The sequence below is a fragment of the uncultured Tateyamaria sp. genome (assembly GCF_947503045.1).
Taxonomy (GTDB): Bacteria; Pseudomonadota; Alphaproteobacteria; order Rhodobacterales; family Rhodobacteraceae; genus Tateyamaria.
This window is the reverse complement of the sequence record NZ_CANNCF010000002.1, coordinates 342,827-368,303: the sequence shown is the minus strand read 5'-3', so window position 1 is coordinate 368,303 and position 25,477 is coordinate 342,827. Positions and strand designations below refer to the sequence as shown.

The following is a 25,477-nucleotide window of genomic DNA, read 5'->3' as shown; positions in this document are numbered from 1 at the left end:
GGCGACACCTGCGGCATGAACAGGGCAGCGCGGTCCCGTAGCTCAACTGGATAGAGCACCTGACTTCTAATCAGGATGTTGAGGGTTCGAGTCCTTCCGGGATCGCCAGTTCACGTTCATCGATCAAAGCGAAAGCGCAATGTCAGCGCGTTGACACCCGGGTTGGTGCTACCGAAATCCGCGTTCGATTTATGCGACAGGCCCAGCGATACCTTCATGCCGTTTTTCAAGGTGCGCCCCACACCGATCAGGGATCGAAACTCCAGACTGCTGCCAAGGTCCGTTGCCGGTTCGGTGTTTTCAAAAAAACCGGGGATAAAGCTTGCCTCGATGAACCAGTTGTTTTGCAGGGGCCGCAGTGCAGACAAGCCGACACCAATGAAGAAATCGCCGTTGTCATGGCCGGTTAGCGCGCCTGCGACCGAGATATCGGCCCCAGCCACATGCCAGACGGGGTCGGAATGATACTCAAGCTCTAAAACAGACACATCTACGTTATTGAAATCCGTGCGCCCAACCCCAACGACTAAATCGGCGGCCAGGGCCGCGCTGGACACAAGGTACGTGATCAAAACAAGGGACAAACGCAGGTAAATCATTTTCCGCTCCAGTCTGGTGTTCGTCAGTCAAAATAGGAACCTGTCAGTTCCGAATAAATATGAAAATACGCAACTTCGCGTGAGCCATTGCAACAAAGCAACACAGTCCCGTGGCAGGCATCGTGTCTTTGCCGCTGCCAACTGACCACCGCTCGGATGAATTGATCGCTTGTCCCTTGCGGTACAAGCTGCGTCATCCTATTTCCAAAATGATCGTTTTGGAAAAGGAGATCGAAATGGCCGACACACTGGGCTGGATGATCGAGGGTCAGACGTTTCGCGATGGCAGTCACTACGCGGATTGGGAAAAGGTCTATCAGGACGCCACATGGCACTGGCAATATGACACGCACGAGATGACCTTTGGCATCTACAAGCACGATGGCCAGTACTGGAAGCTGTATCAGGTCCGTTTCGTGGCACCCGACACCACAGATTTTGCCTATGCCTTTGGCGGGCAGGCGTGCCGCATGGTCGAGGTGGAATACACCCGCAAGGCCCGCTCGCCCCATTCGCATATGCCGATGGATCAGGGCACGCGGCAGTGGATTCGGACCTATGAATACGACCCCGAGATCATGGCGGTGATCACCACCGGCGAGGAAAACGAGAAATACGGCGCCCCCTATGCGGCATCCCGCGACAGGCGGCGCGCCTCATGACGACATCACCGCTTTGCATCATCACGGGCGTGGGCGACGCGACGGGCAGCGCCACAGTGCGCAAGTTTATCGCCGAGGGCTACCGCGTGGCCATGATCGCCCGCAACGCCAAGCGGTTGCAGGCGCTGGAAAAGGTGCATCCCGGCGCGCAGACCTATGTCTGCGACATCTCTGATCTGGGCCGTTTCAAGCGGTGTCTGGAGCGGATCGAGGCCGAGATGGGGTGCCCGGCCGTTCTGGTGCACAACGCGGTGTCGCACGCCTTTGGCCGGTTCCGCGGTCTTGACCCGATGCAGATCGAGGCCAATTTCAGGGTCAACACGACGGCCTTGCTGATCTTTGCCCGTTTCTTTGCCGACACGATGTTGGCCAATGGCGGTGGCGCGATCCTTGCGACCGGCAACACCGCCTCTCATCGCGGGGTGCCGAACTATGCCCTGTTTGCCCCGACCAAGGCGGCGCAGCGCAGCCTGTGCGAGGCGCTCGCCCGTGATCTGGGGCCCGAGGGCATCCACGTCTGTTATCTCAGCATTGATGCGGCCATCGACGCCACATGGCTGGGGACAAGTGATGAAGATCGCCCGGCATGGCTGACACCCCCGGACGACTGGCCGCATGCGCGCGAGGATTACTTTGCCCATCCCGACGGGATTGCCGCCGAAATCTATCACCTGACCCACCAGCACAAGACCACCTGGGCCTTTGAATATACCATTCGCCCGTTCGCCGAGAAATGGTAGCCTGCGCGGCACGTGCCGGGGCCGGTCGGCTGGCAACGTCCAATCGGAGACTGTGAAAAGGCGATGGGCAGACACAAGGAATTCGACCCCGACGCGGTCATCGACGACGCGCTTCTGGTGTTTTGGCGCAAGGGGTATTTCGATGCGTCGATGAAGGACCTGATCGAAGGGACGGGGGTGAACAGCTATGGCCTTTATTCGGTGTTCGGCTCGAAACGCGGGCTCTTCATCGAGGCGTTCAAACGCTACAGCGCCAGTGTGACCGACGACCTTGTCAAACGGATCGGCCGGGCAGAGGCGACGCCGGAGGGGCTGGCAAAATTCCTGGGCAAAGCGTCCAGAATACTGTCCCCGTCGGGCGAAAAGCTTGGCTGCTTTGTGTGCAATTCGATGGTCGAGCATTCGGGCGCGGACCCGGATATCGCGAAACTTGTCGATGCAAACCGCAAGATGCTGATGGATGCGTTTCAGGGCTTTTTGCGCCGCCAGAGCCGGGCGCAAGATGCGGATGAAGTGCGGACCAATGCAAGCCTGTTGGCAACCGGGCTGTATACGCTTGGGCTGCTCATCAGATCGCGCGCCTCAAAGCAGACGGTAGAGGATCACATCAAGTCGCTGACGGCCTTGGTCTGACGGCGGTTTGCGCCTTACGGACTGGTCAGGCTATGGCCCGACCTTCACCCGCCAACTGCGCGCGGTTGGCGCAGGCCTTTGCAGCAACACCGTGCGGCTCAGGTGCGCGACCCGCCCGTTGGCATCGCGGCGCACCGTTTTGACAGTCTCCCGCAGATCGACAGAGACACCGCCGCAACTGGCAAACACCACATGCAACCCTTCGCGTCCCTTGCGGGCAAGGTCAGCGGGCGCGTCCTGCGGCCAGCGATAGATGCGCGACACGCCGGTGAATTCATGCGGCACATCATAAAGCCGCACAGGCGCCTGTTTCAGCAGCCATGTGGTGTCAAAGCCGGTGCGCGCAAACGCGTCCGAACTGACCAGCAATTGCGCGACAAGACCCCAGCGAAAGACGTCATCAAGGTCCTTCAGATAGCCAAGGTCGGGCTGATCCATCAGATCGGGAAACTGGCGCGTCATATCGCAGGAAAACGCACGTGCGACGGGGTTGGTCTGGCCGGTGGCGGCAAATTCGCCCGCACTTGTCAGATGCTCTGCCTCGTCCAGCAGGGCCACGTTGGCGCGGCGGAACAGATAATCGCCATTGTCTTCGAGAATGTCGTGCAGCCCGGCTGAAAACCAGTAGCGGGTCATCGACCCCGAAGACGGGGTGCCGTCCTGCAGGAACCGGGTCAGGTTGCGGTCATGCACTGACGGCAGGTCGGGCACCGGCGACAAGCCGTTCGAGATCGTTTTCAACATGGCATCGGCAAACATCATCTTGGCCGACGGGCCGGTGCCGTGCGGAATGCCGAGGGTCTTGGCATCCATCGGTGTCTGGCAGATCAGCGGCCAGTCCTGTGCATATTGCGCCAGCGTCGTGTTTTCGACCAAGCGGTTCAGGGCCGCGATGCTTTCCGGTCTTGGGTCAATCGTCACGCCCGGAGCTGTCAGTGTCCGGGTTGCAACGCGCCGCCCTTGCGCGTCGATATGATGCGTGACGGGTGCGTATTCGTGCATCGCGTGGCGCAGCATCACGACGAAATCATCAAAATCGAGCGGGCCCAGACCGGCCCCTTTGCGCCCCACGAACAGGATGTCGCCCGCCGGGTCGAGGACAAAGCCGTCCACCCGCTTGAGTCCGAACAAGCGCCGCGCGTCCTCGCCGCAATCCGCAAGGCCCTGGCAGCGTTCCAGATTGCTCTGTACCGCCGCCAGCGACACCACAAAGTCGACCTCGTGCGGCAGCACAACCCGGTCCGGGGCGCAGTCGGTCGCCGTGGTTTGGGCATATCCGGCAGAGGCCGGGATCGCGAGAACCAGCAAGGCGGACCATATGAGGCGCATGAATGGCATCATTGCGACTCCCCGCAATCTGTCTGACCCGCAGCGGCGCAGGCAAGGGCGCGCTGGCGCAGGCTACTCAGGCTCGCATTGCGCGGGGTGTGATCATGGCGCACTTCGACGCCGCCGACTTCCGCACCGCCGCAGGCCTGCCCTGTGCAGGGCTGGTTCCGGTTCATCAGCCCCTGCGCCCGGCGCAGCGTGTTCGTGACGGGTTTGGGCGGGTAGTAGAATTTGTAATCTGGCGCCTCGCCAAAGGCGACGGTTTTGGACGGTTCGGACAGATAGGTGCTGAACCGATTGACCGCGTAATGCTCAACGGCCTTTTTGACGACATCCGTGCCAACCCCGGCAAGGTCCAGCCGTTTGGGCCCGATGAGCAGCGCAGGGATTCTGCGCCCCGGGATCGTCAGGCCGACTTGCGCAAATTCGATCCCCTGCGCCGTGATCCGGGGCGGAACGATGATGCGAATCCGGCGGATCGGCGTCCGCAGCATCACCGGCGTCAGGGATCGTTTGTAGTTGTCGTGCAGGATGCCCACCACATCCTTGGTCACGCCGGGGAAGAAACTGACGGTTTCTTGGGTGTCCGAGATCGCCTCGAGCGGCGGGCGCAAGTCGGTGATGATGCTGTGATCCATGGCGCGCCAGATCGGGGCCTGCACCCAATCGACAGAGGCGTCGAACGCGGCCCCGACAAACGGCTTGTTGCGCAGTAGATATTTGATCGGGTAACTGCCCAATTCCGTGGCAAGCAAGGTGTTGACCAGCACCCATTGTCCCATGAACGCCTCGGCGTCCTTGAAGGTTGCCAGATCCTCCAGACTGCGCGGCCCCGGCAGGGTTTCGATGAAGTCGCTGTAATAGGGGTCGTTGGTGCGGAATTGGCCCGATGTCCAATAGCTGTCCTGTCTGGATGCCGGGCCTGCTGTGCGTGCAGCCCGCAGATTGCTGTCGATCAGGCGCCAGGCCTTGCGCACGAAACGGTCCGAATTGGACATGGAGATAAGTCTGTGCGGCCCGTATTTGTGCTGCCACAAAGCACCATTGCCGCGCAGGTCAACCCGGAAGGCTGCGCCGCCATGGGTCCAGATGGTCGGGCGCATCAGCGAACCTGTGGCGTCGAAATAGGCGCTGTCGGTGGTGATGGATTTCAGCGTACCGTCGCCTGCGAAATGCAGCGCGGACATCCCGCCCTGTTCCGTCGGTATCAGCACGATGCGGGAGGTGGCGGCCGGGCGGGTAACCGGGCGTCGCCTTGCGGCCTCCGCGTCGGGGCCCAGCCGGAACAGCCGCCCGGTTTCGTCATAGACGGCAAAGTCGGCCGCATAGGCATCGCCCAGCTGTTTCGGGTTCAAAAGCGTGATGGCCGAGCCCGGCGCGGCGAGCCGCATTTCCACCGCCTTGCGGCGCTCGCGATCATAGATCAGACGATCCCCGTTGGGCAGTTTGACCAGACTGAGCGGGGCGTTGGGCAGGTGCCAATAGGCGGGTTGTGGGACGCTGTCTTGGGGCTGGGCCCGCGCCGCATCGCCCAAGGCCCAGAGCGCCACAGCCGCGCAGGCCAGTCCAGCCATCCCAAGCGCTCGCAATCTGAACATCGGGTCCTCCCCTCCCGGATCATCCTACCACATTTTGCGCCGGTCCGGGTCAGTCCGCCGCGTGGGCCAGCCGTTCCAGCGCATCAAACAGGGCGCGGTCCAGCACAATTTTCGACACAAGGCCAAGCCTGATGGCCTGCAAGAGCGTCCGGGCGCGATCATCGCCAGTCCCGATGGCAATGACGCCCTTGCGGTTGCGCCCGTTCGCCCGCTTGGCGATTTCGCGGATGTCGTTCACCCGCAATCCGGTCCACAGGCTCTGGATCTGTGCGGCCTCTTCACGCTCCGCATCCGTCAGTTCGACGTCAGCCAGGAGCAGGTTCCCGGCAAATTCCCCGACAAACCACGTCTCGATTTTCCGAAGGCTTTCGGCCTGCTGCTGTTCCATATCGGGGCCGCGCGGCGTGATGATCTTTTGAAAGTCGTGGCTGTTGGAGCCGTAACACTGCCCGTCCATGCCGCAGCCGGTGATCAGAGTGCCGTATTGTCCGGCGGCATGGCTTTCGGGTCGGTCAAGATAGCCCCCGAGCAGACGCTGATAGGCGGTCGAGCTTTCCAGCATGATCTCGGCGAATTTCGTGCGCTCTGCCGGGTCGAAACTGTATTCGATGGGAACAAATGCGTTTACCCCCAGCGCGTTTGCGCCCAGTTCGGCGTGGTCGTTGCCGGCCCATTCATTGGCGTTTCCGGCGATGGCCGTGGATGTGAATTGCCCGCGCCCCGTGCGGATGTTGCCGCAACTGGGCGCAAAGACGGGCGGCGCCCCTGCAAGTGCGGAATAGTCGACCTTGGCCAGTCCATGATAGACACCGCCGCCCCAGGTCACGCCCACACGGTCCGCGCCGCTCAGCCATTGGGTCAGGATCGACCCGACGCCGGTGGCAAAGTGATCAAGCTGCATTTTCCGGCCCGCATCGGGGGCCAGAATCTCGGGGTCGATGACCTCAATTTCGTGCAGGGCGACATCCGTCTGGTCCATTTCCAACGCCTGCAGGCGCGTCAGAAGGGCGGGAACATCCCGTTCAAACCGCGCCACCACCGCATCGGCGGCCGCGGACATCACGCCGTTAAAGCGAAAGGTCTCCACAAGGATGTTCTGGGTCTTTGCCGTGGTCAGCGCGCGGCTGATGCTGGGCTGAGATGTCTCCAGACGTTTGGCAAGTTCCACTTGATTGAGCTGGCTGCCATATTTTGCGCTCAGCTTGGCGACGATCAACGCCAAGTCCTGCTGCGTCAGTTTATCGAGCATTTTTCCCCCTGTTTTTCTCGTTTGAGAATACGGCAATTCGGAATGCCTGTAAACATCATATTCAGCTGTGAATAAGAATGATCCCAACATGGATTGACAATTCGCGCCTGACGGGCATAGGATGTCAGAGCAACAGCCTTTGGGGGAGGGTATGCGACCACATCCACTGCTCATGATCTTCGCGCTCGGGATTGACCCTGTGATGGGCCATGCCGATCCCGCGCTGAACGGCATCACCGAGGCGCGTTTCAACGCCTACACGCAGGCCGCGACGGTCAGCTATTCCGCGCATGAGACGCCCGAGATCGGCTTTGCCGTGGCCGCGGATGGGTGGGCGTCGCTGGCGCATAGATTTGATAGCGCGCGTGATTTTACGACCTATTCAGCGGTGCGCATAACGCTGTCGGTCAAGCAGCCCTCGACGGCGCTGCTGCGGGTGACCCTGAATGACCTTGTTCCCGGCGCAGGCATCACCAGCCCGGATGAAATGCACTGGCTGGATATCAACGGCGCGCTCGTGCAGCCCCGAATGGTCAGCCACACGGTGCCACTGTCTGACCTTCGGTTGAGCGAAGGCGTGGGCGCGCGGCACAATGACGGGGTCTGGAGCCCGGGCAGCGTGGCGGGATTTGAAATTAACATCGTTGGTCAGGGTTCTGAGACCAGCGGCACGCTTGTTTTGCACGAATTATCATTTGTCCCGGACGGGTAGGCGCGTTTCGGACGTCGGAATTTGATGGGGGGAAATCAATGGAACATTTCAAAGCTTTTGGGTGGCCGCTGCTGGTCGTCAACCTGTGCGGGGCCGCAATTGCAGCCACCATCTGGACACTCCCGGCGCTGCGCCCCGATTTCATCCCAGATGTCACCAGCCTTGTCATCGTGGCGGCGACCGCGACAAACCTGATCTTTCTTATTCTGGCGGCGTTCTGGTCCGGGATGGTCACCACGGTTGTCAAGGCCATCGTCGACGGCTTTGTCGCGGCCCTCAACTACTTCTCGCACAAGATCCGCGAGACAAACTGGATCCTGCCGCTGTGCCTTGCGCTTTACTTTGCCGGGGCGGTTGCGCTGGCCGAGATTGGCGTGGCCCCGCACTATTCGCAATGGGGCGGGTTTGAGGGCGAAACGCTCAGCTTCTTTGCGCGATATACCGGGATGCTGATCGGCTTCGCCCTCGTGGCGCTGCTGATCTATTGGCTGATGCGCGGCTGGTATCGCGTGACCTATGCCAACCTCGAAGCGATCGAACAGCACTATCCAAAGAGCATTGCGCGCGCAATCTGCCTCGTCCCCACGGCCACCGCACTTGGCCAGCTGATTTCGGCGGCCGTGTCGTTCGAAGGGCTCGCCATGCTCTGGCAGCCGCGTCTGGGCGACAGGGTCTATTTCGACATTTCGCTGGCATGGGCTGACATTCTGGGCGCCACGGACGGGGCCGAACAAAACGCCGTGAACTGGGTGGTGACGGGCGCGGAATTCTGGGCTGCGATCTTTGCCATCGCGCTCAGTTTAGGGATCTGGCTCAGCGCGAACTTTGCCACGCATCTGGTCATGAACGGGCAAAAGCCAAGCGTGGCCAGCGTGTTGGTTGTGGTCATCGTCGCCTCGGTGTCTATCGCGACCGCCTGTTATTTTCACTACGGCGCGCCCGCCACGCAGGCGGATTTGCGCACTGGCGTGGCCGAGACGGACGAGGTGATCGAAACCTACCGCGCCGAGGATGCCCGCAATCTGTCCGGGTTGGAAAGCGACGCGGCGAGCCTTGTGCAGAACTATACCACCGAGTTGCATCTCGAAATCAGCGAGGCCCTGAACGGCGAATTTGTCGCCCTGACGGATACGTTTGAGAACGGGCTTGCCGTTTATGCCGATCTCGACGCGCTGGTGTCGCAACTGTCTGCGAACGAAAAGATCTGGCGCGAGCGGGAAAATGACGAGGTGTGCTGTGGCAAGTACACAGGTGGTCAGGCCGGTTTTGGCCAGGTCGCTCAAAACCTGCGCGACATTGCCGATGCCTATGGCAAGGCGCAGGGTTCTCTGGCCGGGTTTTCCAATGTGCGGACCGGGATGATTGCCCGGCTGGACGTGCTGAAACTTGAATATAGCGAGGCGCTGGTCAGTCTGGATTTCGAAGGGGCCCGCACCATTCTGGACCGGATCAACCGGCAGTCCCAGCAGATCTATGCGCTGTCACCAACCGGCAGCATGGGCGAATTGCTGGCTGTTGTGTCCACGCCGCTGGTCGAAGGGGAAAGCAGTGCGAATGCAGGTCTGGCGACCAAACAGGCCGAGGCACTTGCCGGTTTCGAAACCGAGTTGAGCCTTGCCAAGGTTGCGGTCGACGAGCGCATGCAGGCCTGGAACAAGGGCCTGTCCGAATTTGGTGCGCGCGCGGCCCCTGATCGGGTCTTGCCCGGCGACATGCGACTGGATTTGCGCAAGGAGATTGAGAACCTCGATGCCTTACGCGTCGTCATCCTGCAGATTGAAGATCGTCGCCTTGCCGGCTTGGCCGGCGTCGAGGCGCAACTGGCCACGATCGACAAGGGTATCGATGCGCTCTTGGACTCCCTTGCGCTCTTGGCGGACAGCGCTGGCATCGCGCAGGACATCAAGACGGCGCGGCGGGATTTAAAGGCCTTTGAGGGCTTTGACCGCGCACCGATCGAGGAACGCGTCGGTGCATTGGAACTGGCCAAGGAAAATCTGGAACAGCGCCTTGCGCAGCCGTCCAACTATCCTGAGCCCGGCGAATTCGTACAAAAACCGCCGCTCAAGACGCTGCTGACTTCGTGGGATATCGGCATTATCTACATCGCCCTTCAGGTGACCCTCGATCTTTTTTCCCTAGGTCTGGTCTGGATCATCAGCAGCCTGCACGCCCGAGACCCCAAGCCGCAGATGGCGTGAAAATTACTGCTTTTCGGGTGGCGTGAAGGCCTGCCGTGCCGCCGCCGCCTTGTCGCGGATGACGCATCCCCGCGCGTGGTCGTTGATCAGGCCCATGGCTTGCATGAACGCGAACACCGTTGTTGGCCCCAGAAACTTCCACCCGCGTTTCTTCAAGGCGGCGGCAAGGGCGCGCGAGGCGTCAGAGGTCGAGGCGGTCTGCGGTTCCGCCAATGTCGCGGCGTCCGGTTCAAAGCGCCAGACAAAGGCGGCGAGCGACCCTTCTTCTTCGACCAGGGCGCACAAGCGGCGGGCATTGTGGATCGTCGCCTCGATCTTGGCCTTGTTGCGCACGATGCCGGCATCCGCCATCAAACGCGCATGATCCGCGTCGTCGAAATTGGCGATCTTGGTATAGTCGAACCCGGCAAAGGCGGCCCTGAAATTCTCGCGCTTGGCCAGAATCGTGCGCCAGCTCAGCCCGGACTGGAAACTCTCAAGACACAGCTTTTCGAACAGGCGAATGTCGTCCGAAACCGGAAAGCCCCATTCGGTGTCGTGATAGTGCAGAAACTCAGGCGCCGCATCGCTCCACCGGCAGCGATGCTGGTTGTCAGGGCCTTTGACCAGCTTGTCCACGCGCTAGCCCTTCAGTGCGTCCATGGCGGGCGTCGCCTTTTTGACATCGACCTCGATGATCTCTGCGTTGACCACATCCTCAGCGACAAAGGGGTCGGCATTGATCCGGGCCTCGATCTTGTCGCGGCTGGTGTCGGTGGCAATGATGGCACCGCCGCCTGCGGGTTTCAGCGACCCGACACAGTGAAACACGCCATCGGCAAACCCTTGCGCAATCCATTCATTGTGGGCTGCCATGAACTCGGGCGCGGCCGAGGCATTGGCGGAAAACCGAAGAGTGATGATGAACATGTCGCGTCTAACCTTTCACGGGTGATAGAGGTTCCAATTGGTCCAGCCACGTCTCCAGGGCCGCGACTTCGGATGTCAGCATCTCTTCGTCCTTGAAGGCCGAGGCCATCACCGCGACCCCCTGTGAGCGACCCAAAAGGTGCAGCGCCAGCTTTTGCGCGCGCGCGCCATGCCCGAGGGCCGCGAATTGCTGCGCCAGCCAGTCTTGAAACAGCCCAAAGATGTCGGCCGCGCGGCTGTGGGCATCGTGATCCAGCTTGGTCAACTCGGTGGTCAGCGTGCCGACAGGGCAGCCATAGGCCATGATCTTGGCCTTGTTGGCGATCATCAGCCGGATAAAGGACACGATCCGGTCGCGCGGTGCTGCGTCCTCTTCCCATGTGGTCAGCATGGCCTTTGTCTTGGCCATCCGCCGGTCAATCACGGCATCGAGGATGTCGTCCTTGGATTTGAAATGGTGATAGAAATTGCCCCGCGAGATGCCGACCGCCTTGGCGATATCAGCAAAGGACGTCGCCTCGAACCCCGTCTCGTAGAACAGGTCGTCGGCCTTTTCCTCGATCATGTCGCGGGTGGTTGGTTTGGGCATTGGCGGCCTTGGTCCATGTCGCTTGGCGCTGAATTTAGGACAAGTGTCCTAGGGAGTCAATATACGAGACTGCCGGGTGCTTTTGAGGTGGCGCAGTCAAAAAGGAAGCTACGCGCTTCCCAACAGATCCCGCGCAATGCGTTCAAAGATCGCGGCACCAATCGGGATCAGATCATCGGGAAAGTCATAGTCCGGGTTGTGTAGGGCCGCATGGTCTTCGCCCGGTCCCAGACACAGCATCGCGGCCTTTGCGTCCCACCCGAACACCCCAAAATCCTCTGAGGCACGCATGGGCACGCTCTCCTCCCCGTGCGGGACCCCGATGGCGTCCATCGCCTTGGTCGCCACCGCGTAGGCCTCTGCGTCGTTGATTGATGCCGCAAAGTGGTCGTGAACCTCGAAGGCCACCTGCAACCGGAATTCCTCTGCCACCGCGGTGGCAAGCTGGCGCGCCGCAGTTTCTAGTTGCTCCAGACCGGCATCATGGCCCGTGCGCAGGGTGGCAAAGATCTCCGCCTCACCCGGCGCGATGCCAAAGGTCGGCTCGCCGAGCTTGGCGTGGGTCACCGTCACCAGACGGAAATCCGCATTGCGCGGTCCGCCTTCACCCTGCCCAAGCGCGTCAAGCGCCGGGATCAGCCGGGCAACCGCGAGGGCAGGCGACACGCCATCCTGCGGATCGGCGGCATGGGCGGTCTTGCCGCTCAGCCTGATCTTGAGCCCGAGAGAGGCGCAGTTCATCAGCCCGACGCGGGTCGCGACATGCCCAAACGGGCTGCCGGGTTCATTGTGAATGGCAAAGGCCCAGTCGGGCTTGATCTCCGCGAAAGCCGGATCAGCCACCACTGCCTTGGCCCCGCTGCCGTCCTCTTCGGCGGGCTGGAACATCAGCACAACGCGCCCCCGCGCAACAGGTTTGCGCGCGATCATGCGGCCAAGGGCAAGCAGCATCGTCATATGACCATCATGGCCGCAGACATGGCTTTTGCCCGGTACGTCCGACAGCCATGCAATGGCATCATTGCGCTCTGCAATCGGCAGCGCGTCCAACTCGGCACGAAACAGCACCGTCGGCCCGTTCTGACCACTGTCAAAGACCGCCGCGACCCCGTGCCCGCCCAAGCCCGTCAGGATACGGGTCGGCGACATCGGTTCCAGTGCTGCCTGAATGGTGCGCGCGGTCTCCGCCTCTTCGCCAGAGATTTCCGGTTTTCGGTGCAGGTCACGGCGAAACGCGGTCAGTTCGATGAGATCACTGTTGGTCAGCATGTGTCGCCCTGTTTTCAAATGCAGATAGCGCCCATGTCAGGACGCGATGAGAGGGGCCATGAATAGCATCGTTCCGCGCCGCCTCAACCCGCCTTCATGGTCTGATCCGTGCGGTCAATCTTTGCCTCGTACCGTGCCCGCCGCCTGTCCGCTGATCGTGGTCCCGCTGGCCATCCTCGGTCGCCTCGTGCTGTTCAAGGCCAGATACATGACCTTGGGCAAAGCCAAAGATCGCAGTCGGTCAGGCCCGATGGTTGTTCAGCGCATCGCGCGCGCCATTTATCCGTCCGATGTTCACCATACGGCGCACGGGCCCTTCTGTTCGCAGGCCTGGTGGGCGCGTTCATTCGGATGGGCGGATCAGGCCCTCCCGAGGATGTGATGCATCACGCCATTCTCCAGCGCCTCGGCGGTCTGCACGGTATAGGACCGGGGCGTGACGCTGTCCTCGAACAACCGCTTGCCCGCACCGACCACCACCGGAAAGGTCCAGACCCGGAACTCGTCCACCAGATCATGGGCCTGCAGGGTCTGGATCAGCGCGGCACTGCCATGGACCTGCAACAGCGGTCCGTTTTCGGCTTTCAACTGGGCCACGGCACCCGCGATATCGCCGTTCAGCGCGTGCGCGTTGGCCCAATTCAGCGGATCAGTCCGAGAGGTGGCGACGTATTTGCGCGCCGCATTCATCCGCTCGCCCGTTTCGGATTTCGGCGCGTTCGGCCAGTGGCCCGCAAAGATGTCATAGGTTTTGCGGCCAAACAGGATGTCATAGGGATGCGCCATCGCGACACGCTCCACATGCGGCATCACACCAGCCCAATAGGGCGCGGCCCAGCCGCCCATCGCAAAGCCGCCCGAGGGGTCTTCCTCGGGCATGCTGGGCGATTGCATGACCCCATCGAGGGTCACAAAGGACAGAACCGCAAGCTGCCTCATCTCACTGTGCCGCGTCGAACAGGGACTGCGCCAGCGCCGCCATCTTGTCGAAGGCCTGCGCCCAGCCGCCCGCACCTGCGGTGCCTTCGGGCACGCCGACATGGACCATGACGATCCGGGTCTTGCCGCCGACATCCTGCAGGTCAATGATCACTTCGGTGATGTCGGGAAAGCCCTCGGGCATGCCCATGGCCTGTGGCGGAATGATGGTGCCATCCGCGTCGCACATGCTCTCGGTATAGACGAGGCGATCGGGCGCGCTGACTTCCTTGTAGACCCCGGTGAACCACATCTCCATCGACCGTTCGGGGGATTGCAGCGCCATGCAGACCTTGCGGGTGCCGCCGATTTTCACATCCATCTCGGCGGTCGGGACGGACATGCCGTTGGGGCCGTACCACCGTTTGAACAACGCCGGATCGGTCCACATTTTCCATACGAGATCGATGGGCGCATCAAATTCCCGCTCGATCCGAACCCAGTCCTGTGCGTCGCTCATTGGTCGTTTTCCTTTATTTCGTTCAAAAGAGTGTCCATCACGTCAAAGCGGGCGTCCCAGATAGGACGGTACTGCTCTGTCCAGCCTGAAATCTCGCGGATCGGCTGTGTTTCGAGCTTGCACAGCCGGAACTGCGCATCCCGTTCCCGCGAAATCAGGCCCGCGTTTTCGAGTACCCGGATGTGCTTGGACACAGCCGGCAGTGACATATCAAACGGTTCCGCCAGCGCATTCACGCTGGCCGTGCCCTTGGCGAGATGCGCCAGGATCGCCCGCCGCGCGGGGTGGGCCAATGCGGCAAAGGCCGCGTCCAGTTGATCGCTTTCGGTCATGTCTGTAGTATTATACCAACTCGTTAATTAAGCAAGTGGTTAAATAGCGGACATGGAGTGAACCACCGGACGATGCGATGCACCGATGCGAAAGCCTATCCCGGTTTGAACCGATGCCCCGAGATGTTCAAACGGCCCCAGGACGCTTCATCGTTCCACGTGTCCGTCAGCCCATCCTGCACATGCCACGCGCCATCCTCGATCTTCATGCCCGTCGGATGGATGATCTGCTCGGACGGCGTGGCAAAGCGCAACCGCACGATCGAGCGCGCCTGCACCGCCCTCGCAAGGGCGCGGATGCGGGGGTCATCCTGTGGCGCGCTGGCCTCCATGTTGAAACGGGCCATCATATCAATGCACAGATGGCGGGATGTATCGGGCAGGCTTTCGACCAGCTTGGCGCGGGCCTGCTCGGCGGCGTGCTCAAGCCCGAGGGCGGCGATCATCGGATTGGACGTCGACAGGATCAGCCCAAGCGCGCGCGCCTCGTCCCGCGCAAGGCCGGTGAACCGGGTGCGATAATTGAACCCCAGCTCGATCCCGCCCTGATTGCCCTGATGCACGATGATCGGCAATCCGGCCTCGGTCATCGCGTCCACATCGCGCAGAATGGTGCGCGGCGCGACCTCGAGCTCAGCGGCCAATTGGGCCGAGCTTTGCCGCCCGCGGTTCTGCAGCAGCAAGAGGATGCGAAGGAGTCGGGAGGCGCGCAAACGGGTCATCCAAACATGACAGAAGATGTCATATTAAGGGTGCTAGACGTCATCCCGTCAAGATAAGGAAAGACCGTGAAGACGTTTGAAACAGAAATACAAATCGACGCCGCACCCGCCCGTGTCTGGCACATGCTGACCGACGACATGCCACGCGCGCCCGAGGCCTATGGCATTCTGCGTCTGGACGGCACACTGGCCAAAGGCGCAAAGCTGAAACTGTGGTCCGAAGTCTCGCCCAAGCGCGCCTTTGCCTTGAAGGTCACGGGCTTTGACGCGCCACATTCGATGGTCTGGACCGGCGGCATGCCCTTCGGGCTGTTCGTCGGCACACGCACCTTTACGATCACCGGGGCCGGGTCAGGCAGCACCTTTCACATGATCGAGGTTTTCTCCGGTCCCATGGCCGGGCTGATCACCAAATCCATCCCCGACCTCACGCCAAGCTTCAAAAAATTCGCACAGACACTGAAACAAAGGGCCGAACAAAATGACTGATGTAACCTATGGATCGGGCACGCAGGATGACCCGTGGATCCTCAAGACCCCGCCGCTGTCTTCCGAATTTCTGGCCTGGAAGGATGAGACCAAAGACCCGCAGGCGCTGGTGGTTCAGGTCGGCAAGACCCAGTTGTCCTACCAGTTGCGCTGTCTCGCCGATGCGCATGAGATGTTGAAGGCTCATGGCGACTGGATGCTCTTGGGCAACGCGGATGAGGGCAAGCCGGTGAAAGAGGGCACGCTGGAACACTGGGCGCGCAGCGACAACAATCCGGTGGGCGGATATTACGGCCTGCGCAAAGGCTATCGCGGGCGCTTTGCCAACTATGTCGCTCCCACGCTGGAACTGCTGGGCCTGGTCGAACTGGAACACAATGCGCGCAATAATAGACTGCGGGCAGTGTGACAGGGCGGGTCGGGACGGCGCGCAGCGCGTTTGTCTTCGGTCTGCGTTCTGCGTCTATCCGTATACCCGCTGGGCTGACCTATGTGCCGCGAACAATTTCGGGCGTGGCGCTTTGCCAAGAAATTTGCGGATTGTGTTTGCATCGGGTTCGGAGCCGAAACGCTGAGAAACGCGCAAGAACTTACCTTACGTAATGGTTAACCGAAGATGAACGAGCAGTTTGCTACCGGTTCATCAGAATCATGCGATTGTCCTTCCATGGAGCGCCGACTGGGGTCGGCAGCAACAAATACACCTCGAATAGTTTGGCAGCAGATCGAACAAAAAAAGGATGGAAGGAGAAAACATGACAGTCGCTTTGGTAGAGAAAGCTCGGTTTGGTCGATTGATCGCCCTGGAAGCCCTTGTGGCCCGCAAATCGGGACACGAACCCAAAACGGTTTCGCTGGAAGCTGCGAGATCGGCAAGCCGGTTCGAGAATGTCGATCACCTGATGGAACGCTACGACCAGATGGAGAACATCTTTGCCGCTTGATCCTCGCCTCTGTGCTCTTTCAGGAGCGCCGCGTGTGGATGCGGGCCGACAATTGCAAGGCATACAGACCGTCTGGGTTTACGGACGCGCCGTCGAACCAAGACCTGCCTGATCTGACGGACTTATTTTCGGGGCACTGGCCCAAGCTGCATTTTGCCCGGACGTAGAGTCCGTTTGGCGACCCTCCAATAGCAGACGCTGTTGCCTGACTTGGACAACACACGCGTCCCTCCATCCCATTACGACAGTAGATCTGCTCAACGCGACGACAGTTGGCTGCCAAGATAAATGGACCCGGTTACTTCCTCCACGTGATCTTGCTCTCTTCGGGATCACCTTACGCGACGCACATTCAGACGCTTGACCTACGTGTCCGTGGACCGCCCAAAAGCCGCTCTTCAAAGAGCGGCTTTCGTGCATTCTGGGGGCACCCAACCTTGAAGAAACCTGCGCAAATCAGAGCAGGATTGCCGTCGGTCAGGTGTGGTGCGGATGCTTTCATGACGACAGGATGTACAGGTACGACGTTCGCCACTGGATTGGTCTGGGGATGGACAGGCAACCTGGGGTGCCGCGGTGCGTCCTACTACCCAGACTGATGATACGGACAGCAATGGAAAACGCCCGCTCAAAAACTGAGCGGGCGTCCCATCGATCACTTGTGGCGGGGTAGGTCTCGTGGCGACGTTATGCATTGGCCCGTCGCCGACTGTTGCGTCGATCTGCCGTTTTACCTGCTTTGCCCGGGCGGAAGGTTTGAACCGACACGCCCGGGCAATGAGATGCATCCCAATTGCAATCAGTGCTGCAATCCCACCTATGATCCTCGCAGATCACACAACACTCACCCCGCCGCTTTGCGTCCTCGGCGTCAAAGGCCGAGGATCGATTTCACAGCTGCCTCGACCTCATCTGTCACCGGCTTGTTGGCCGCCTCTTCGAGCGCGGCGCGTTCCACTGCCGGTTGCTCCGCCACAGCTTCAGCCAACGCTTCGACGTCCTCAGCCGTCTCTTCATATTCGACGGCGGCCTGCTGCTCTGCACTCAGCTCATCTGCGGTCTCATTGAGCGCATCCAGATCCTGCTGGGCGTCTGCCAGTTCTGCTTCGATGTCAGGATCTGTCCCGCCCGCATTCTCAAGGGCGTTTTCCAGATCTCGGACGCGTTCGGCCTGCGCCTCAGCATCCGTGACAGCCGCATCAAGATCGGCGTTGATCTCGTCGAGCGGGCGTTCGGGCGGCGTGAAGCCTTCCAGCAGAGCCTCCTTCGCGGCCAGGTCTTCGTTAAGCGCCTTTCCCTCAAGCACTGTGTCCCGATACGCGCCGATACGCCCAACCCGAGAATTGGGAGCTGCATTTGCAAATGCGTTTTCATTCGCGTTTGCGGCATTCAACGCACCCAGTTCGGACGGGTGAACGCCCAGAGCGAGTGCCATCTTGTTACCTTTGGGCTTGCTGGGTGGCCGTGCGGACGCCTGCGGTTTCGCAGGTTTTGACACTTTGCGCACTGCCTTGGCCGGGGCTTGCTTGACCGGCTCGGTTCTTGCTTTTTCCTTTTTGCCGCCGAACAGGCCTTTCAAAGAAAAGCCGTTGCCCCCCGACCTTTGCGATTTGGCGCCACGGTTGGATTTGCCGTCAGCCTTGCCGCCGCCCGCCTTGTCGGCACCGCCCCCGCTGTTGCCATTGCCCCCGCCGTTGCCATTGCCCCCACCGTTGCCGTTTCCACCGCCGTTGCCCCCACCGTTGCCGCCACCGTTTCCGCCGCCGCCGCCATTTCCATTGCCGCCGCCGTTCTTGGCATAGGCGTAGTCTGGTGCTGCAAATGTAGCGACCACCGCCGTTGACCCGATAAGGGCAAGGGACAGTGAACATGCTTTGATGAACTGTTTCGATGTGACTTTCATAATGGCCTCCGTGCGCCGTATTCTGAATGTTCTGATGACGCTGACGAAAGCGCGCCGTTAAGACTGCACAAGAATCGCAACCCAACACGGGCATTTGACATCATTGCTGTTGAATGCAGCTGGAACTGGTCGTTCATCGCCGGTTCATGTTGGATTTGCTAGATACTCAGGATGAAGTTGCAAATGCGTGGTTTTTTCACATGATCAGGTTCTATCTTTCTGTCAGCCTGTTGGCGCTGTCCTTGGCGGGACAAGCCGATGCTGCTGCACGGGAATTGAACCCGTCAGAACTACGCAAAGCCAGCGCATCCGGGAACACCATCGGGTTGAAACGCGTCATGGACGGAGTCGCAAATGCCGTTGGCGGTACTGCTGTCGATGCCCGCGCGTTCGAAGCGGACGGCATATATTACCGGGTTCTCGTCAAAAAGCCAAATGGCCGGATAGTAAGCGTGATCATCAATGCGCAGACCGGCAAGCAGCTGTCGGGCAAGACCAGTCTTGGACGCGAAATCTCCAACGCGGCAAAATCCTCATCCGGCTCGTCAAACCGTGCCAACGGCAATGCCGGCAAGGGCAATAACAACGCTGGCGGCAACGGAAACGGCGGCGGCAACGGCAACGGTGGCGGCAACGGCGGTGGTGGCGGCAACGGCAACGGCGGCGGTGGCGGCGGCGGTGGTGGCGGTGGTGGCGGCGGCGGTGGTGGCGGCGGCGGCGGTAAAAAATAATCTTGCCACAAAAACTCCAAATTTTTCGGTTAACCAAAATTCCATGAGAGTTTTGTTGGCAGAAGATGAGCCGCAGTTGTGCGCGCAGATCAAGCGGTTGCTGGTCGCCGAGGGGCGTGTCGTTGACGTTGTCAATGACGGCGTCGAAGCGCATTTCATGGGGTCAACCGAACCCTACGACATGATCATACTGGATATTGGTCTGCCTGAACGCGATGGTATCTCTGTCCTGCGCGATTGGCGCAAAGAGGGCATTGCGACCCCGGTTCTGATCCTGACAGCGCGCGATGGCTGGAGCGAACGCGTCGATGGTCTGGACGCCGGTGCCGACGACTATATGACAAAGCCCTTCCACATGCCGGAACTGGCCGCGCGCGTGCGCGCGATGCTGCGGCGTCAAAGTGGCCATGTGAAACCCGTGTTTGAACTGGGAAATGTCCACTTCGACACGCGCAACGGGCGGGTAACGACGGACGGAATTCCTGTCGATCTGACGGCCCAGGAAATCGCAGTTTTGACTTATCTGTTCCACAATACGGGGCGCATGATATCGCGCACCGAACTGTCGGAACACATCTATGAATACGATGGTGACCGGGATTCGAACACGATCGCCGTGTTCATCACGCGGTTGCGGAAAAAACTTGGGCCTGACCTGATCACCACGGTGCGTGGGCGCGGGTACATGATCGACGCTGCGGCCTGATGCTGTCTTTGCGGCATCGTGCGTTGCTGGGCGGGATCGCCTCGGGGGCCATGTCTGTCGCGGTTGGCACACTGGCGCTCTATTCCTACATCGATGCCAAGGCGCTTGAGCGGTTCGACAGTACGCTTCAGGATCGGCACACGCAGCTCGTGGTCGGTCTGAGCGTTGCGACCCAGACTCCTGACAAGCTGCGGGATTTGATGTTCGACCCCGCCTATGGCACCCCGTATTCCGGTCGATACTGGCAGGTCACAAACAGCAATGGCGATATTTACACATCGGCGTCCCTGTTTGACGAAACCTTCACCGAACCCGCGGATTCACACTCCGGAATGACCGTTTGGAACACCACTGGCCCCGAAAACGAAGCCATCCGCAGCGTCTACCAGCAGATCACCTACGAGGACGGGACCGAATGGGGGATCAGCGTCGCCGAAAGCCGCGCAGAGTTGAACAAGGACCGCAACGAGACCCGACGCAGCCTGCTCTTGGCCTTTGCGCTGGTGGGCGTGATCGGCATGGCGGGGTCCATCCTCAGCATGTCCGCGGTTCTTGGGCCTTTGCGTAAATTGCGCGCCGACGTGGCACAGCGCTGGGATGAGGATGACGAGCTGAAACCGGAGGAATACCCTGATGAGGTCTCGCCATTGGTTGGTGACATCAACGTCTTGCTGCATCGCAATCGGGACATCGTGTCGGGCGCCCGTCGGCAGGCTGCAGATCTGGCCCATGCGCTCAAGACACCAACGGCCATCCTGCGCAACGAACTGACCGCGTTGTCCGAGGATGACGTGGCAATTGAAAAGGCGCAGGAGGCTCTGGACCGTATCGATGCACAGCTTGGCCGTTCCCTGGCGCGCATGCGGGCCGCGAATTCTGCAGAACTCACGCATTCACGCACAGACCTTTCCAACTCCGTCAACCGGTTGTCGCGCCTGTTCGTGTCGATGGCCGAGCGCGACGGCAAGGCGATCGAAATCAGGAACGAGGACGATCTGTCGGTGCGTATGGATGCGCAGGACATCGAGGAGGCCATTGGCAACCTGCTGGATAATGCATTGAAATGGAGCAAGAAAACGATCCACTTGACGGCCAGAAAGGTCAAGGACGGCATCGAGCTTCTGATCGAGGATGACGGCCCCGGCATTCCCGAGAACTCCAAGCGAGAGGCACTTCGCTCGGGCGGGCGGCTGGACACGTCGACGCCGGGTACGGGTCTGGGGCTCGCGATTTCCGTTGACTTGCTCAAGGCATACGGCGCCAACCTTATGTTGGGAAAGTCGTCGGTTCTCGGCGGTCTTGCCGTAAGGATCACAATTCCGGCGCAGATCGCTCGATAAACAACCCAATGGATCTGGCCGTGCGGTTGAATCCTGTCCATTTTCCAACTGTCGACGCAAGCGTGAGCAGCAAGATGGGGGGTATGTTTTGAAAGTCATGTGCCTGAATGGATGGGGTGGAAAACTCCACCAACACCTGCTGCCGTACCTGTCGAACGCGGCCCCGGATATCCTCTGCCTTCAGGAAGTCATTCACAGTCCCGCGTCGGAAAAGGACTGGCTGACATACCGGGACGGGGATCATGTTCTGGCCCAAAGAGCGAACCTGTTTCGGGATGTGTCCCATGCCTTGCCGGATCATCAGGCTGTGTTCTGTCCGGCGGCGCAGGGCGTGCTTTGGGACGGGGATCAGTCAATCCCGTCGCAATGGGGCCTTGCCACATTCGTGCATCGCGCGCTTCCGATCATTGGGCAGGTGCAGGGTTTCGTTCATAAAGACTACTCGCCCGTCGGCTATGGTGATCATCCACGATCCCGCAGTGCGCACGGCGTTCGCGTCTATGACTATGCGGCGGATCGGTCCGTCAGCGTCACCCATGTGCACGGCCTGCGCGACCTTGACGGAAAAATGGACACACCCGAGCGCGCCGATCAGGCCCAGAGGCTGCTTGAGTTGTCCCGACAGGTATCCGCGCCCGGTGATCTGAGTGTGATTTGCGGGGATTTCAACGTGGAGCCCGCCAGCGAAACGCTTGCGATACTGGCCGACGCGGGGTTCACGGAACTTGTGACGGGAAGAGGTTTCGACAGCACGCGCAACGCGCAATACAAAAAGCCCGGTAAATTTGCGGATTACATGCTGATCGACAGCGAGGCGGCCGTTCGCGGCTTTGATGTGATCCATGACCCCGAAGTCTCTGACCACTGTCCTCTGGTGCTTGAACTTTAGCCTGTGATGAGGGTGCACCCATTGCTGCGATTGACAGCGCGCAGGCAGCACGCCATATTAAGTTACACTGTGTAATTTAGGGTGATTGAGGTGAGCGAGGCAAAGTTTCCGACGCTCAGAGCGTTGGGCATTGAGACAATCCTTGACCCGATGGATCGCAATGCCCGCGCCGCCAGCATGATCCGTGAAGCACTTGCGCAATGATCGCGCTGACAGAGCTTTTGGGTGCCATCGCGCTTTTGCTGTTCGGGTTGCGTCAGGTCCGAAACGGCATGATGCGCGCATATGGGACTGAGTTGAAAATCATGTCTCGGCGGACCGAGGGACGCGTCGGGCCTGCCTTTGTCGCTGGCCTGATCGCGGCAGTGCTTTTGCAAAGCAGCACCGCAACCGCGATGATCACGGCAGGCTTTGCGTCCCAGGGCGTGATGAGCACCGCAACCGCCTTTGTCACAATCCTTGGCGCGGATGTCGGCACCGCAATCGCCGCAGCGCTCGCCTCGCAAAAATTGACGTTTATGGCGCCGTTCCTGCTGGCCTGCGGGTACTTTGGCGGGCAATTGGCGCAGCAACCGCGCGCCGTCGGCGTGACCAAGGCCATTGTGGGGCTCGGTCTGGTCCTGCTCGGGCTTGGGCTGATTGGCGCGGTCTCGGCACGGATGGGTGCGCAGCCTGATTTTGTTGTCGTGCTGAATGTTTCTACCCAATACCCGCTGTTGATCGCGGTCCTTGGCGCCACGACGGCGATGGCCGCACATTCCAGCCTTGCCGTTGTTTTGCTGACGGCCGGGTTCATCGCCGCAGGTCTGATCACGGCAGAACACGGGATCTACCTGATGCTGGGCGCAAATGCCGGGGGCGCCGCCTTGCCCGTCATCGCCAATTTCCGCGCAGTGCGGGATGCGAAATTGCCGGTGGTTGCGAACCTGATCCTGCGGCTTGCCGGGATCGCCGTGGTCTTTGCCTGCGCGCCAATTATGGCTCTGCAGTTGGGTCATTGGATGACCGATGCCTATGTGCCTGTCGCCGCGCACTTTGCCCTCAATCTCGGCATTGCCAGTGTCGGGGTTGCCGCGCCGGGCCTGTGGCTTGGTCTCGCCGGACGCATTGTGCCCCGCGACACCTCAATCGACACAGATTTACGGCCGCAATTTCTCGACCCGCAATTGCAGGACACCCCGATCCAAGCCCTGGCCCAGGCCAAACGCGAAGCCATAAGCATGGCCAATATCGCGCAACGTATGGTCACGGACGCCCTGCCGATGCTGCGTGACACTGATCCCGAGGTCGCCAGCACGACCGCCCAAAAAGAAGACGGGCTTGATACGCTGTTTGAAGCGATCAAGATGTACCTTGCGCAAACGATCCAGTGCCCGCTGACAAATGCGCAAAGCCAAAAAGCGCAGGATATCCTCAGCTTCACTGCCAGCATGGAGCATATCGGCGACATCGTGGCCGGTGATCTCATGGACCTCGCGCGGCAAAAAACCGCGCGGCACATCGCCTTTTCCACCCAAGGTCTGGCTGAAATCGAAGCTCTCCATGCGCTGACGTGCATCAATTTCGATCTGTGCGTGACTGCGTTTTTGACCTACGACCCGGACCTTGCCCGCCAGCTTTACGATTCCAAGGCGCGGGTGCGCGAGAGCGAGCAAAGCTCTATCACAGCCCATATCGACAGGCTTGGCGCGGGCGTCGGCGACAGTCTCGAAAGCAGCGATATCCACCTTGACGTGGTACACGCCCTGCGTCGGATCAACGGGCATTTGACGACGACAGCCTATCTGGTGCTGAGGGCAGCTGGCGAACAGCCCAGAACAAAGTGGCGGCCTGCGAAAAGGCCTAATCCAGTTGTGACAGAATGGCCGCCGGGCCTGCCTTGATATGGACGTCAAAGTCAGCGCCGCAAGGGTGGATCTGGGATGCCAATCCAGCCACACGGCACAGAACCGCGCCTGCCGCACAATCCCACAGCTTGATATTGTGTTCGACATATCCGACCAGCCGGCCCGCGGCGACCATGGCCAGGGCAGACGCGCAGCTGCCCACGGAGACGATGTTGTACCCTTTGGCCTCTAGCCCGCTTTCACAGGCCATACGGTCCGCCGCACTCCAGACCGGGTTCCGCCCCACGCCAAAGACCACTGGCGCGGTATTGGTGATCGGTGGCAGCGTCCCGTCGACGCGCAGGTCAAACTCTGTCCCGCCGCTCACGACAAAGCCAATCGCAGGCATGGCGATGATGCCGATCACGGGCTTTCCACCTTGAAGATAGGCAATCGACACCGCCCAGATCGGCAGGCCGCTCAGGTAGTTGGCGGTGCCATCAATGGGGTCGATCACCCAGCAATCATTGGCTGCCGACCCGCCCTGTTCTTCGCCCACGATCTGATCACCGGGAAAGGCATTGGCGATGATATCCCGCGCGAGCGCTTCGGCCTCGCGATCAATACGGCTGACATAGTCCGCGTGGCCCTTTTCCTCGACCTGCACCTCGCCCAGACGGTGAAACCAATCCAAAGTGAACGCGCTCAGGGCGGCAGAGATACGCTCCATCAGGTCAAATCGACCTTGCAGGTCTGTCATAAAGCGTTCCCGCTGCGTGCCGCCTGGATCATCGTCTCGATCCGCACAGCCGTCGCATGGGCGCGTTCGTAAAAGCTGGAAGGGCGCAGACCGTAGCGGTCGTATTCCGTTTCAAAATTCACGGGGGTTTCATAGGCCGTGGCCGCAATCCCTTTGGTCACCAGATCCCAGTTGATCCGCCCGTCAAAGGGCAGCAAATGATCGTCACAGGCGCTGAAATTGTCATGGATGTGGGTACAGATCAGCCGGTCGCCAAACTGATCCAGCACGCTGATGCCGCCGGGTTGCGTGATTTCCCAATGGCCGGTGTCATAGCACAACCCGATGAAATCGGCGTCGTAACGGCTGAAGACACGGTCGAACATCTGCAGATACGTTTTGGCCGAGGCACTGAACAGGTTCTCAACCGCGATCTTGATCCCATGTTCCAGACAATAAGGCCGCACGGAATCCAGTGTCTGAAACAGTGGGGTATAGAATGCCTCGGCGGCCGCTGCACTCTCGTGATACTCATCGCGGACCTCAATGTGCAGCACCATGTCCGGAGACCCGAGTGCCGCCGCCAGATCCACCCGGTTCCTGAGCAGCTCGGCCCCGGCCTCACGTTGCCAGGCGTTGGGAGAATGGATGTCTTTGCGCGTTTCCCGGGCCAGGAACGTCTTTTCGGTCACCGGGTTCAATCCGTTTGAGGCATGGATCGTCTTCACCTTGAGATCAAAGCTGTTGATCGTGTCCCGGATGAACCCGATCTCGGACGCCGCGTACCAATAGGAGCTCCCTGAATCCGGGTTCCAGTTGATATGCGTGAACCCTGCCTTTTTGATCAGGCGCAGCGTTTCCTTGAGACCCTCGTCATACCAGCGGTCGTGGTTTGGCCAGTGCCAGACGGTGATGCAGGTCTCCATGG

At 60.4% G+C, this 25,477-nt stretch carries 29 protein-coding genes and 1 tRNA gene; 15 read left to right on the top strand and 15 right to left on the bottom strand.

Annotation, left to right across the window (positions count from 1 at the left end):
- The first annotated feature begins 31 nt into the window (after positions 1 to 31).
- A tRNA-Arg gene (locus tag Q1A89_RS10240) sits at positions 32 to 108 on the top strand.
- An 8-nt stretch (positions 109 to 116) separates the two neighbouring features.
- Here Q1A89_RS10240 and Q1A89_RS10235 read toward each other — a convergent pair.
- Positions 117 to 599: an acyloxyacyl hydrolase gene (locus Q1A89_RS10235; protein WP_299727185.1), complete on the bottom strand. Its 483-nt coding sequence runs from the start codon at positions 597 to 599 to the stop codon at positions 117 to 119.
- A gap of 236 nt (positions 600 to 835) precedes the next feature.
- Here Q1A89_RS10235 and Q1A89_RS10230 point away from each other — a divergent pair, with 236 nt between their 5' ends.
- From Q1A89_RS10230 to Q1A89_RS10220, 3 genes are all read left to right on the top strand, one after another.
- Positions 836 to 1,261, top strand: coding sequence for a hypothetical protein (locus tag Q1A89_RS10230; RefSeq protein WP_299727182.1), 426 nt, complete (start codon positions 836 to 838; stop codon positions 1,259 to 1,261).
- Entirely contained in the window at positions 1,258 to 2,001 is a 744-nt protein-coding gene (locus Q1A89_RS10225) for an SDR family NAD(P)-dependent oxidoreductase (protein WP_299727179.1), read from the top strand. Before Q1A89_RS10230 ends, Q1A89_RS10225 begins: the two co-directional genes overlap by 4 nt.
- Positions 2,002 to 2,064: 63 nt before the next feature.
- A complete protein-coding gene (locus tag Q1A89_RS10220) occupies positions 2,065 to 2,634 on the top strand; it encodes a TetR/AcrR family transcriptional regulator (RefSeq protein ID WP_299727176.1) in 570 nt (189 codons plus the stop codon).
- 30 nt (positions 2,635 to 2,664) lie between these two features.
- On the opposite strand, the gene Q1A89_RS10215 is transcribed toward Q1A89_RS10220, so the two are convergent.
- Genes Q1A89_RS10215 through Q1A89_RS10205 form a run of 3 tightly spaced genes read right to left on the bottom strand, consistent with a single transcriptional unit; the run spans position 2,665 to position 6,810 of the window.
- On the bottom strand, positions 2,665 to 3,963 hold the full coding sequence (locus tag Q1A89_RS10215) for a hypothetical protein (protein ID WP_299727173.1): 1,299 nt from the start codon (positions 3,961 to 3,963) through the stop codon (positions 2,665 to 2,667).
- Between the two features lie 8 nt (positions 3,964 to 3,971).
- Positions 3,972 to 5,561, bottom strand: coding sequence for a hypothetical protein (locus Q1A89_RS10210; RefSeq protein ID WP_299727170.1), 1,590 nt, complete (start codon positions 5,559 to 5,561; stop codon positions 3,972 to 3,974).
- A 49-nt stretch (positions 5,562 to 5,610) separates the two neighbouring features.
- Positions 5,611 to 6,810, bottom strand: coding sequence for a hypothetical protein (locus Q1A89_RS10205; protein WP_299727167.1), 1,200 nt, complete (start codon positions 6,808 to 6,810; stop codon positions 5,611 to 5,613).
- A gap of 172 nt (positions 6,811 to 6,982) precedes the next feature.
- On the opposite strand from Q1A89_RS10205, the gene Q1A89_RS10200 reads away from it, so the two are divergent.
- Together Q1A89_RS10200 and Q1A89_RS10195 are read left to right on the top strand one after the other, a co-directional pair.
- Positions 6,983 to 7,522, top strand: coding sequence for a hypothetical protein (locus tag Q1A89_RS10200; protein WP_299727164.1), 540 nt, complete (start codon positions 6,983 to 6,985; stop codon positions 7,520 to 7,522).
- A 38-nt stretch (positions 7,523 to 7,560) separates the two neighbouring features.
- Positions 7,561 to 9,723: a hypothetical protein gene (locus Q1A89_RS10195; protein WP_299727162.1), complete on the top strand. Its 2,163-nt coding sequence runs from the start codon at positions 7,561 to 7,563 to the stop codon at positions 9,721 to 9,723.
- Between the two features lie 3 nt (positions 9,724 to 9,726).
- On the opposite strand, the gene Q1A89_RS10190 is transcribed toward Q1A89_RS10195, so the two are convergent.
- The 4 genes from Q1A89_RS10190 to Q1A89_RS10175 all read right to left on the bottom strand — a co-directional run bounded on the left by Q1A89_RS10190 (position 9,727) and on the right by Q1A89_RS10175 (position 12,490).
- On the bottom strand, positions 9,727 to 10,341 hold the full coding sequence (locus Q1A89_RS10190; RefSeq protein WP_299727160.1) for a DNA-3-methyladenine glycosylase I: 615 nt from the start codon (positions 10,339 to 10,341) through the stop codon (positions 9,727 to 9,729).
- Between the two features lie 3 nt (positions 10,342 to 10,344).
- Positions 10,345 to 10,632 (bottom strand): YciI family protein, encoded by a 288-nt coding sequence (locus tag Q1A89_RS10185; RefSeq protein ID WP_299727158.1) that lies wholly within the window; start codon positions 10,630 to 10,632, stop codon positions 10,345 to 10,347.
- Positions 10,633 to 10,639: 7 nt separating this feature from the next.
- The gene (locus tag Q1A89_RS10180; protein ID WP_299727155.1) at positions 10,640 to 11,221 is read right to left on the bottom strand and encodes a TetR/AcrR family transcriptional regulator; all 582 of its coding nucleotides are present in this window, start codon (positions 11,219 to 11,221) and stop codon (positions 10,640 to 10,642) included.
- A 108-nt stretch (positions 11,222 to 11,329) separates the two neighbouring features.
- Positions 11,330 to 12,490, bottom strand: a complete 1,161-nt coding sequence (locus Q1A89_RS10175; protein WP_299727152.1) for an amidohydrolase — start codon at positions 12,488 to 12,490, stop codon at positions 11,330 to 11,332.
- A 58-nt stretch (positions 12,491 to 12,548) separates the two neighbouring features.
- Here Q1A89_RS10175 and Q1A89_RS10170 point away from each other — a divergent pair, with 58 nt between their 5' ends.
- On the top strand, positions 12,549 to 12,872 hold the full coding sequence (locus Q1A89_RS10170) for a hypothetical protein (protein WP_299727149.1): 324 nt from the start codon (positions 12,549 to 12,551) through the stop codon (positions 12,870 to 12,872).
- Here the strand turns inward: Q1A89_RS10170 and Q1A89_RS10165 are convergent.
- The 4 genes from Q1A89_RS10165 to Q1A89_RS10150 form a co-directional block, all read right to left on the bottom strand.
- Positions 12,851 to 13,429: a dihydrofolate reductase family protein gene (locus tag Q1A89_RS10165; RefSeq protein WP_299727146.1), complete on the bottom strand. Its 579-nt coding sequence runs from the start codon at positions 13,427 to 13,429 to the stop codon at positions 12,851 to 12,853. The two genes, Q1A89_RS10170 and Q1A89_RS10165, sit on opposite strands and share 22 nt — an antisense overlap.
- Position 13,430: 1 nt before the next feature.
- Positions 13,431 to 13,928 (bottom strand): SRPBCC domain-containing protein, encoded by a 498-nt coding sequence (locus Q1A89_RS10160; RefSeq protein ID WP_299727143.1) that lies wholly within the window; start codon positions 13,926 to 13,928, stop codon positions 13,431 to 13,433.
- A complete protein-coding gene (locus Q1A89_RS10155; RefSeq protein ID WP_299727140.1) occupies positions 13,925 to 14,260 on the bottom strand; it encodes a metalloregulator ArsR/SmtB family transcription factor in 336 nt (111 codons plus the stop codon). Before Q1A89_RS10155 ends, Q1A89_RS10160 begins: the two co-directional genes overlap by 4 nt.
- A 95-nt stretch (positions 14,261 to 14,355) precedes the next feature.
- Entirely contained in the window at positions 14,356 to 14,982 is a 627-nt protein-coding gene (locus tag Q1A89_RS10150) for an HTH domain-containing protein (protein WP_299727137.1), read from the bottom strand.
- Between the two features lie 66 nt (positions 14,983 to 15,048).
- Here Q1A89_RS10150 and Q1A89_RS10145 point away from each other — a divergent pair, with 66 nt between their 5' ends.
- The 3 genes from Q1A89_RS10145 to Q1A89_RS10135 all read left to right on the top strand — a co-directional run bounded on the left by Q1A89_RS10145 (position 15,049) and on the right by Q1A89_RS10135 (position 16,415).
- On the top strand, positions 15,049 to 15,471 hold the full coding sequence (locus Q1A89_RS10145) for an SRPBCC domain-containing protein (protein WP_299727134.1): 423 nt from the start codon (positions 15,049 to 15,051) through the stop codon (positions 15,469 to 15,471).
- Complete coding sequence (locus Q1A89_RS10140; protein ID WP_299727131.1) at positions 15,464 to 15,880, top strand: DUF6855 family protein; 417 nt, start codon at positions 15,464 to 15,466, stop codon at positions 15,878 to 15,880. Before Q1A89_RS10145 ends, Q1A89_RS10140 begins: the two co-directional genes overlap by 8 nt.
- Before the next feature lie 346 nt (positions 15,881 to 16,226).
- A complete protein-coding gene (locus Q1A89_RS10135; protein WP_299727128.1) occupies positions 16,227 to 16,415 on the top strand; it encodes a hypothetical protein in 189 nt (62 codons plus the stop codon).
- Positions 16,416 to 17,286: 871 nt separating this feature from the next.
- Here the strand turns inward: Q1A89_RS10135 and Q1A89_RS10130 are convergent.
- Positions 17,287 to 18,318, bottom strand: coding sequence for a hypothetical protein (locus Q1A89_RS10130; protein ID WP_299727125.1), 1,032 nt, complete (start codon positions 18,316 to 18,318; stop codon positions 17,287 to 17,289).
- Positions 18,319 to 18,431: 113 nt separating this feature from the next.
- On the opposite strand from Q1A89_RS10130, the gene Q1A89_RS10125 reads away from it, so the two are divergent.
- The 5 genes from Q1A89_RS10125 to Q1A89_RS10105 all read left to right on the top strand — a co-directional run bounded on the left by Q1A89_RS10125 (position 18,432) and on the right by Q1A89_RS10105 (position 23,867).
- A complete protein-coding gene (locus Q1A89_RS10125; protein WP_299727122.1) occupies positions 18,432 to 19,049 on the top strand; it encodes a hypothetical protein in 618 nt (205 codons plus the stop codon).
- A 43-nt stretch (positions 19,050 to 19,092) separates the two neighbouring features.
- Positions 19,093 to 19,755 carry a response regulator transcription factor gene (locus Q1A89_RS10120; RefSeq protein WP_299729110.1) on the top strand — a complete coding sequence of 221 codons (663 nt, stop codon included), beginning with the start codon at positions 19,093 to 19,095 and terminating at the stop codon, positions 19,753 to 19,755.
- A complete protein-coding gene (locus tag Q1A89_RS10115) occupies positions 19,755 to 21,095 on the top strand; it encodes a HAMP domain-containing sensor histidine kinase (protein WP_299727119.1) in 1,341 nt (446 codons plus the stop codon). The genes Q1A89_RS10120 and Q1A89_RS10115 overlap by 1 nt, the downstream gene beginning before the upstream one ends.
- A gap of 97 nt (positions 21,096 to 21,192) precedes the next feature.
- Positions 21,193 to 21,984, top strand: coding sequence for an endonuclease/exonuclease/phosphatase family protein (locus tag Q1A89_RS10110; RefSeq protein WP_299727116.1), 792 nt, complete (start codon positions 21,193 to 21,195; stop codon positions 21,982 to 21,984).
- Between the two features lie 200 nt (positions 21,985 to 22,184).
- Positions 22,185 to 23,867: a Na/Pi cotransporter family protein gene (locus Q1A89_RS10105; protein ID WP_299727113.1), complete on the top strand. Its 1,683-nt coding sequence runs from the start codon at positions 22,185 to 22,187 to the stop codon at positions 23,865 to 23,867.
- Here the strand turns inward: Q1A89_RS10105 and Q1A89_RS10100 are convergent.
- Positions 23,827 to 24,570, bottom strand: a complete 744-nt coding sequence (locus Q1A89_RS10100; protein ID WP_299727110.1) for an inositol monophosphatase family protein — start codon at positions 24,568 to 24,570, stop codon at positions 23,827 to 23,829. The genes Q1A89_RS10105 and Q1A89_RS10100 overlap by 41 nt on opposite strands.
- Positions 24,567 to 25,475 (bottom strand): TIM barrel protein, encoded by a 909-nt coding sequence (locus tag Q1A89_RS10095; protein WP_299727107.1) that lies wholly within the window; start codon positions 25,473 to 25,475, stop codon positions 24,567 to 24,569. The genes Q1A89_RS10100 and Q1A89_RS10095 overlap by 4 nt, the downstream gene beginning before the upstream one ends.
- Between the last annotated feature and the right edge of the window lie 2 nt (positions 25,476 to 25,477).

Excerpts from the sequence above, each read along its gene's own strand:
- Q1A89_RS10235 (WP_299727185.1), bottom strand. The coding sequence starts at position 599 with ATGATTTACCTGCGTTTGTCCCTTGTTTTGATCACGTACCTTGTGTCC.
- Q1A89_RS10230 (WP_299727182.1), top strand. The coding sequence starts at position 836 with ATGGCCGACACACTGGGCTGGATGATCGAGGGTCAGACGTTTCGCGAT.
- Q1A89_RS10225 (WP_299727179.1), top strand. The coding sequence starts at position 1,258 with ATGACGACATCACCGCTTTGCATCATCACGGGCGTGGGCGACGCGACG.
- Q1A89_RS10220 (WP_299727176.1), top strand. The coding sequence starts at position 2,065 with ATGGGCAGACACAAGGAATTCGACCCCGACGCGGTCATCGACGACGCG.
- Q1A89_RS10215 (WP_299727173.1), bottom strand. The coding sequence starts at position 3,963 with ATGCGCCTCATATGGTCCGCCTTGCTGGTTCTCGCGATCCCGGCCTCT.
- Q1A89_RS10210 (WP_299727170.1), bottom strand. The coding sequence starts at position 5,561 with ATGTTCAGATTGCGAGCGCTTGGGATGGCTGGACTGGCCTGCGCGGCT.
- Q1A89_RS10205 (WP_299727167.1), bottom strand. The coding sequence starts at position 6,810 with ATGCTCGATAAACTGACGCAGCAGGACTTGGCGTTGATCGTCGCCAAG.
- Q1A89_RS10200 (WP_299727164.1), top strand. The coding sequence starts at position 6,983 with ATGATCTTCGCGCTCGGGATTGACCCTGTGATGGGCCATGCCGATCCC.
- Q1A89_RS10195 (WP_299727162.1), top strand. The coding sequence starts at position 7,561 with ATGGAACATTTCAAAGCTTTTGGGTGGCCGCTGCTGGTCGTCAACCTG.
- Q1A89_RS10185 (WP_299727158.1), bottom strand. The coding sequence starts at position 10,632 with ATGTTCATCATCACTCTTCGGTTTTCCGCCAATGCCTCGGCCGCGCCC.
- Q1A89_RS10180 (WP_299727155.1), bottom strand. The coding sequence starts at position 11,221 with ATGCCCAAACCAACCACCCGCGACATGATCGAGGAAAAGGCCGACGAC.
- Q1A89_RS10175 (WP_299727152.1), bottom strand. The coding sequence starts at position 12,490 with ATGCTGACCAACAGTGATCTCATCGAACTGACCGCGTTTCGCCGTGAC.
- Q1A89_RS10170 (WP_299727149.1), top strand. The coding sequence starts at position 12,549 with ATGAATAGCATCGTTCCGCGCCGCCTCAACCCGCCTTCATGGTCTGAT.
- Q1A89_RS10165 (WP_299727146.1), bottom strand. The coding sequence starts at position 13,429 with ATGAGGCAGCTTGCGGTTCTGTCCTTTGTGACCCTCGATGGGGTCATG.
- Q1A89_RS10160 (WP_299727143.1), bottom strand. The coding sequence starts at position 13,928 with ATGAGCGACGCACAGGACTGGGTTCGGATCGAGCGGGAATTTGATGCG.
- Q1A89_RS10155 (WP_299727140.1), bottom strand. The coding sequence starts at position 14,260 with ATGACCGAAAGCGATCAACTGGACGCGGCCTTTGCCGCATTGGCCCAC.
- Q1A89_RS10150 (WP_299727137.1), bottom strand. The coding sequence starts at position 14,982 with ATGACCCGTTTGCGCGCCTCCCGACTCCTTCGCATCCTCTTGCTGCTG.
- Q1A89_RS10140 (WP_299727131.1), top strand. The coding sequence starts at position 15,464 with ATGACTGATGTAACCTATGGATCGGGCACGCAGGATGACCCGTGGATC.
- Q1A89_RS10135 (WP_299727128.1), top strand. The coding sequence starts at position 16,227 with ATGACAGTCGCTTTGGTAGAGAAAGCTCGGTTTGGTCGATTGATCGCC.
- Q1A89_RS10130 (WP_299727125.1), bottom strand. The coding sequence starts at position 18,318 with ATGAAAGTCACATCGAAACAGTTCATCAAAGCATGTTCACTGTCCCTT.
- Q1A89_RS10125 (WP_299727122.1), top strand. The coding sequence starts at position 18,432 with ATGCAGCTGGAACTGGTCGTTCATCGCCGGTTCATGTTGGATTTGCTA.
- Q1A89_RS10120 (WP_299729110.1), top strand. The coding sequence starts at position 19,093 with ATGAGAGTTTTGTTGGCAGAAGATGAGCCGCAGTTGTGCGCGCAGATC.
- Q1A89_RS10115 (WP_299727119.1), top strand. The coding sequence starts at position 19,755 with ATGCTGTCTTTGCGGCATCGTGCGTTGCTGGGCGGGATCGCCTCGGGG.
- Q1A89_RS10110 (WP_299727116.1), top strand. The coding sequence starts at position 21,193 with ATGTGCCTGAATGGATGGGGTGGAAAACTCCACCAACACCTGCTGCCG.
- Q1A89_RS10105 (WP_299727113.1), top strand. The coding sequence starts at position 22,185 with ATGATCGCGCTGACAGAGCTTTTGGGTGCCATCGCGCTTTTGCTGTTC.
- Q1A89_RS10100 (WP_299727110.1), bottom strand. The coding sequence starts at position 24,570 with ATGACAGACCTGCAAGGTCGATTTGACCTGATGGAGCGTATCTCTGCC.
- Q1A89_RS10095 (WP_299727107.1), bottom strand. The coding sequence starts at position 25,475 with ATGGAGACCTGCATCACCGTCTGGCACTGGCCAAACCACGACCGCTGG.